Consider the following 5,411-nt stretch of genomic DNA (forward strand, 5'->3'; position numbering starts at 1 on the left):
CTTATTAACTAATGCCACTAATTTTTCGATTTGACAAAAACAGTCAAAAGGACAAGATTAAAAGCCTAACGATAAACTATGAAGCCTTTCGGGAGGGAACATGATAGTAAAAGCTATCGTTATTTCCGCGTATGCGCTCATGATAATAGTTATTGGCTTGCTTGGCTTGCGAAAAGCCAAGACATTTTCAGACTTTTTCCTCGGCGGTCGTAAAATTGGCGCCATAATGACCGCATTCACTTACGGTGCGGCATACTTTTCAGCGGTGCTATTCATCGGCTTTGCCGGCAAAATAGGTTGGGCATTCGGCTATTCTGGATTATGGGTCGCTGTGGGAAATGCGTTAATAGGCGTTCTGCTCGTCTGGTGGATACTCGGACCAAAAATAAAAGAAATGTCCACTAATTATAATGTCGCGACCATGCCCGAATTTTTCGAAAAACGATATAACAGTAAATTCCTCAAATTCCTATCATCCATAGCGATATTTGTCTTCCTCGTTCCTTACTCAGCAGCGGTCTTTATGGGGTTATCCTATCTTTTCAGATCGAACTTCAACATGAGCTACACGCTGGCGCTAGTATTCATGGGCGTATTTACCGCCATATATCTTGTAATGGGCGGCTACAAATCTATAACTATGATCGATGTTACTTTCGGCATGATAATGGTTGCGGGCGTTATAATACTCTTTATTAGCACACTCATAAAAGGCAACGGACTTTCCAACATTACCGCCCAGCTTTCCGCCATAAATCCAAAACTAACGAAACTCGTTGGTCCACCGGGGTTATGGCCCCTTTTCTCGCTGGTATTCCTGACAAGCGTGGCGCCGTTCGCAATGCCTCAGCTCATTCAAAAGTTTTACGCCATAAAGGACAAGCGTGCGATACGAATCGGGATGATCGCATCGACCATATTCGCAATCCTGATAACGGGTATAGCTTACTTTACTGGAGCGACGACAAGAGTTTTTCTTTCGCCTGAGGTTGCACCGGCTGCGTTCAACAATGGAAAACCAGTTTTCGACGCACTAATGCCAGAACTTCTGGCTAATGTTATACCTGCATCGCTTTCGGTCCTTATGCTCCTTCTAATACTTTCTGCGTCAATGTCAACGCTTGCAGCTTTGGTTTTGGTATCGAGTTCCTCTGTGTCCAAAGACATTTATGCCGGATTCATAAACAAAAAAATCTCCGACAAAAGCCTGACCATGCTTATGCGGATCTTAAGTGCTGTCTTTATTCTTATTTCCGTGATTATAGCTTACTTTAAACCAACAACTATTGTAAGCATCCTCGGTATTTCCTGGGGCGCCATAGGTTCAGTTTTCCTCGGTCCCTTCATCTGGGGACTATTTACCAAAAGCGCCAACAAGGTGGGAGCCATAGCATCAGCCGTTTTGGGTTTGGGAACATGCCTTATTCTTTACATAACCAAAATGCCATCGCCACAGGCAGGAACCATAGGAATGATTGTTTCACTCGTTGCGAACCCGATATTCAGCCTGCTCAAATCGCTTGAGCCAAAGGGTAAGCTCAGTAAAGCTTAAAACCACTTTTTAGCGTGATAAATATGTAATGAGCAATCTGGGAAAGCTCTTTTTCATCCTGCTCGTTTTTCTTGAAACTTGTCTCGTAAACATAGTTAGCTTCAACGGAAAGATTTTTCGTTAGTTTATACACAAATCCAGCGTAAACTCTGTTCATATCCAGACCCTTCTCGGAGAAACCTGGACCAGTAGCAGCAGGCATTTTATCATCCTCTATCAAACCGATAAATGGCTCAACTGCTGCCTCGAAAGTAAGTTTTTCGTTGATAAGATATTGTCCCATAATCTTCCAGCGCAAAAGCAACGAATAACCTTTATTCCCCCCGCTTTTATTCATAACTTCTTCATAAAAAGTCGAATAGATGGTATTGTGGAAAATAAATCTGTTGTACACAACGAATTTCTTGAACCTATAAATTAGCACCGGTGAGAACTCGATATTGTGACTATAGGTATACTTGTCGAGCGACTTCATCGGAAAACCCATGTAGTAATAAAGAACTGGAAGGATTACCTTGAAGCCGGCAACTTTGGTAAGATACATTGGCCCCGTGAAAAACTCATTGAAATAAAACTCTTTCGCTTGTTCCTCCGTTTTTGCTCGTGAAAACTCATAGCGCGTACCCGCTATAGTCAACCAGCTTACTGATTTCGAAAGCCCGAGGCTAACATTACCATAAAGCCACAACCTGCCCGCCACAGGAACATCATCGGCAAACACAGCACTCAAAATCAAACAAAGAATAATGAAAATAAAGACTTTCTTCATTGGTGCTCCTTTCCCTTTCTTGTTTTATGAACAAAAATATACTAATATCGCGAGGACAATAAAACCAGTAAAAACAGTTGAACAAAAAATTTTTGTGTTAGCCCACCCCCATCCAACGAGCAATTCAATCAAGTTAGCCATATCACCGGTCTTAGTGGCTTTCCAGCCTTTTCGAACGCCTCAAGCACAGCTTTTTAGGGTCACCTATGCTCACCTCCTTTTTAATGTTTCACACAAGGGAACACAGCCTTTATACCAGATTTTCTCGTCATCATAATCCATTTTTACGGGATAAATTTCGACTCCTTTTTCCACAGCCTGCTTGAATGATTTCGCAAACTCAGGATCCATCGATTGATTGGGCGCAAAACACCTTGCATCCGCTCTCATTACAAGAAACAAAACTGCTGCACGATATCCGTCTTCCTTCAGCTTTATTAATTCCTCGATATGTCGCCTGCCACGAGTCGTAGGAGCATCGGGAAATAAGGCAACGCCATTCTTCGCGAGTGTGCAACCCTTGACCTCAAGCCATACTATATCACCTGTCGAGAGCTTCAGCCTGAAGTCGAGCCTGCTCGTTTTATATCTGACTTCGGCATTGAGCTTTGAGATAGCGCCAAAGGGTGAAATAGATTCGTTAAGTAGAACTTTCTCGGTCATAGCCCTATGATACCCAGAATGGACGAAAACCCATCTCTTATCAACGAGTCCTGCCAACACATCCCACTTAGTTTTCCTTTTTTGACTTGCAGAACGGCGAAGAAGAACGCTATTGCCGGGATACAAAATTTCAGGAAGCCTTCCGGGGTCGTGGATGTGAACATTAACTCTTTGGCCATCGATTTCAGCCACACCAAGAAACCTGTTCAATCGCTCGATGAAAACAGCGCGTTTGTCATGTGGTATATCAAGAATCTTGATCATAATAAAACGGGGGAAGCAAAATCCCCCGCACGCTCTAAAGCTCGTTTTTCCAGAGCTTGTGGATATTACAGTATTCGCGTGCTTTAACCACATCCTCAAGTTTTGCGTCAGTGAAAACGAACTCAGGCGGATCACCGGGTTTCAGGAAAGCTCGCTCGATAGTGCCATCTTTCTTCTCGATCTCCACCCACTCGATGTAATGCTCGTCGGTCATCGGGTGCGGGACTGAACCTACTTTAACCTTCACGCCGCCATCAGCACTTTCCACCACAGGCACATGTTTTTCTGTGGTCATATCCGCTGTCTGCTCATCCATTAATGTCATCGGCTGTCCACAACAAACGAGTTCACCAACTCCCTCATGAAGCACGAGAACGATATTGCCACAAACTTCACATTTGTATACCTGCATTCTCTTGGTCATCGCGCACCTCCTAAAATTTTTCGAACCTATCGGATGTTACCCCACACACCGGGCATCTTTTTCATATTCGCTCCTATTTCAGGAATTTCATGTTCTCAAGGTCCTCAACAAGGCTTTGAAGGTCGTCTTCGTGCTCCACCTCGTCTCTTAGTATTTGAACCACCATCTCGTAAGTCACAGGATCGAGATTTTCCGTAAACTTCAATAATTCGTTATATGCGGTTATAGCGCACTGCTCGCCCTTTATGTTCTGCTCAAGGATCTTGCGCACGGATGGGTCAGATGGCGCATCGTAACCGCAATTCGTTAGTTTTTTCCAGTCGTCGGGGTCGAGTATAGGTGTTCCGCCGAGCTGGATAATTCTTGCGACGAGCATATCCGCATGCCGAAGTTCATCAGCAGCGTGCTCGGTAAGTTCCGTCATAACCTCACCCTTCATTGGACCCACCACCACCTTCGCGCCAATCCAATACTGATAATAGGCAAGCCACTCGTCAGCGAGAGCCTTGTTGAGAAGCTCAATAAGCTCGTCAACCTTGGGTCCTACTATCTCTCTTCCCTTGCTCCCCATTTTTATCACCCCTTTCCATCTACTTTAAAGTTTCTTGTGACAGAACCACCAATCAAAGCATTCGTATTCTTTAAGGCGTTTTTTAGCTGTCTCCTCGTCGGATGCGGGCGGTATTATCACTTCATCGCCAACGAGTTCATTCTCCGGCCAGTTGGCGGGCATCGCGACACCCTCCTTATCCGAAATCTGCAGAGCCTTGACAGCGCGAAGAATCTCGTCCATATTGCGCCCGAGCTCCTGAGGATAATATATTATGGCCCTTACCGTACCTTTCGGGTCAACGATAAAGACCGCGCGAACGGTATTGGTCCCCTTGGCAGGATGAATAAGTCCGAGTTGCGTCGAAACATTGCCCACATCGTCCGCAATAATCGGGAATTTAATTTCCACATTGAGTTTGTCTTTGATCCATTCAACCCATTTGATGTGCGAGAACACCTGGTCGATGGACAGCCCTATGAGCTCACACCCAAGTTTCTGGAACTCGTCGTATCGCCTCTGGAACGCGACGAACTCAGTAGTGCAAACCGGCGTGAAATCTGCCGGATGACTGAACAGAACGAACCATTTCCCCTTGAACGCATCGGGGAGTTTCATCTTACCGTGAGTCGTTTGAACCTCAAGTTCGGGGAACTTTTCCCCAAGGAGTGGTATGCCTTTCACCTCTGCCATCTTACACCTCCTCGTTTTTTGTTAATGGTACATATTTTCGCTGTTTATGTGGATGTATCCGCACGCGCTACAATGCCACTTTTCCGTCAGTAACATGACAAGCCTCCTGAACCTAAACAGCGTTTATTGATTTGTGTTTCTCGACTATCTCGTCCGCCAGCCTCTCGAGTGCTTTGAAGTCGTCCTCCTTTGGATAACCCTTAACTATCACAGGCTCTATTAGCTCAGCATTAAGATTCTTTATTAATCCCTTTATCTGCTCGACGAACATTCCTCCCCACCCGAAAGAACCGATCATGGAGACGAACTTTACTTTTGGTCTTAGCGCGTTCGCGAGGAATGCTGCGTAAACGGCAGCGGGATGCGCACCAGCAAGAACCATCGGCGTGGCGTGCGCACCAGCAAGAACCATCGGCGTGGCGATAACTATAGTCGCTGCATCAACGAGCGCCATAGCAAGCTCACCAATGTCACTTTTCGGAAGGTTAAAAGGTTT

Annotated in this window: 7 protein-coding genes; 1 reads left to right on the forward strand and 6 read right to left on the reverse strand. The window is 45.3% G+C overall.

The window, feature by feature from the left end; translation table 11 throughout:
- The first annotated feature begins 100 nt into the window (after positions 1-100).
- Complete coding sequence (locus J7J62_06950) at positions 101-1,552, forward strand: sodium/solute symporter (GenBank protein MCD6124892.1); 1,452 nt, start codon at positions 101-103, stop codon at positions 1,550-1,552.
- Here the strand turns inward: J7J62_06950 and J7J62_06955 are convergent.
- From J7J62_06955 to J7J62_06980, 6 genes are all read right to left on the reverse strand, one after another.
- Positions 1,539-2,321, reverse strand: coding sequence for a DUF2490 domain-containing protein (locus J7J62_06955; GenBank protein ID MCD6124893.1), 783 nt, complete (start codon positions 2,319-2,321; stop codon positions 1,539-1,541). The two genes, J7J62_06950 and J7J62_06955, sit on opposite strands and share 14 nt — an antisense overlap.
- Positions 2,322-2,531: 210 nt before the next feature.
- Entirely contained in the window at positions 2,532-3,248 is a 717-nt protein-coding gene (sfsA, locus tag J7J62_06960) for a DNA/RNA nuclease SfsA (GenBank protein ID MCD6124894.1), read from the reverse strand.
- A 34-nt stretch (positions 3,249-3,282) separates the two neighbouring features.
- Entirely contained in the window at positions 3,283-3,672 is a 390-nt protein-coding gene (locus J7J62_06965) for a desulfoferrodoxin (GenBank protein MCD6124895.1), read from the reverse strand.
- A gap of 73 nt (positions 3,673-3,745) precedes the next feature.
- Positions 3,746-4,243: a ferritin-like domain-containing protein gene (locus tag J7J62_06970; GenBank protein MCD6124896.1), complete on the reverse strand. Its 498-nt coding sequence runs from the start codon at positions 4,241-4,243 to the stop codon at positions 3,746-3,748.
- A 24-nt stretch (positions 4,244-4,267) separates the two neighbouring features.
- Positions 4,268-4,906: a peroxiredoxin gene (locus tag J7J62_06975; protein ID MCD6124897.1), complete on the reverse strand. Its 639-nt coding sequence runs from the start codon at positions 4,904-4,906 to the stop codon at positions 4,268-4,270.
- A 121-nt stretch (positions 4,907-5,027) separates the two neighbouring features.
- Positions 5,028-5,411 (reverse strand): FprA family A-type flavoprotein (locus J7J62_06980; GenBank protein MCD6124898.1); only part of this gene is annotated, 384 nt, incomplete at its 5' end.

The sequence above is a fragment of the bacterium genome (assembly GCA_021159335.1).
Lineage (GTDB): Bacteria > UBP14 > UBA6098 > B30-G16 > B30-G16 > JAGGRZ01.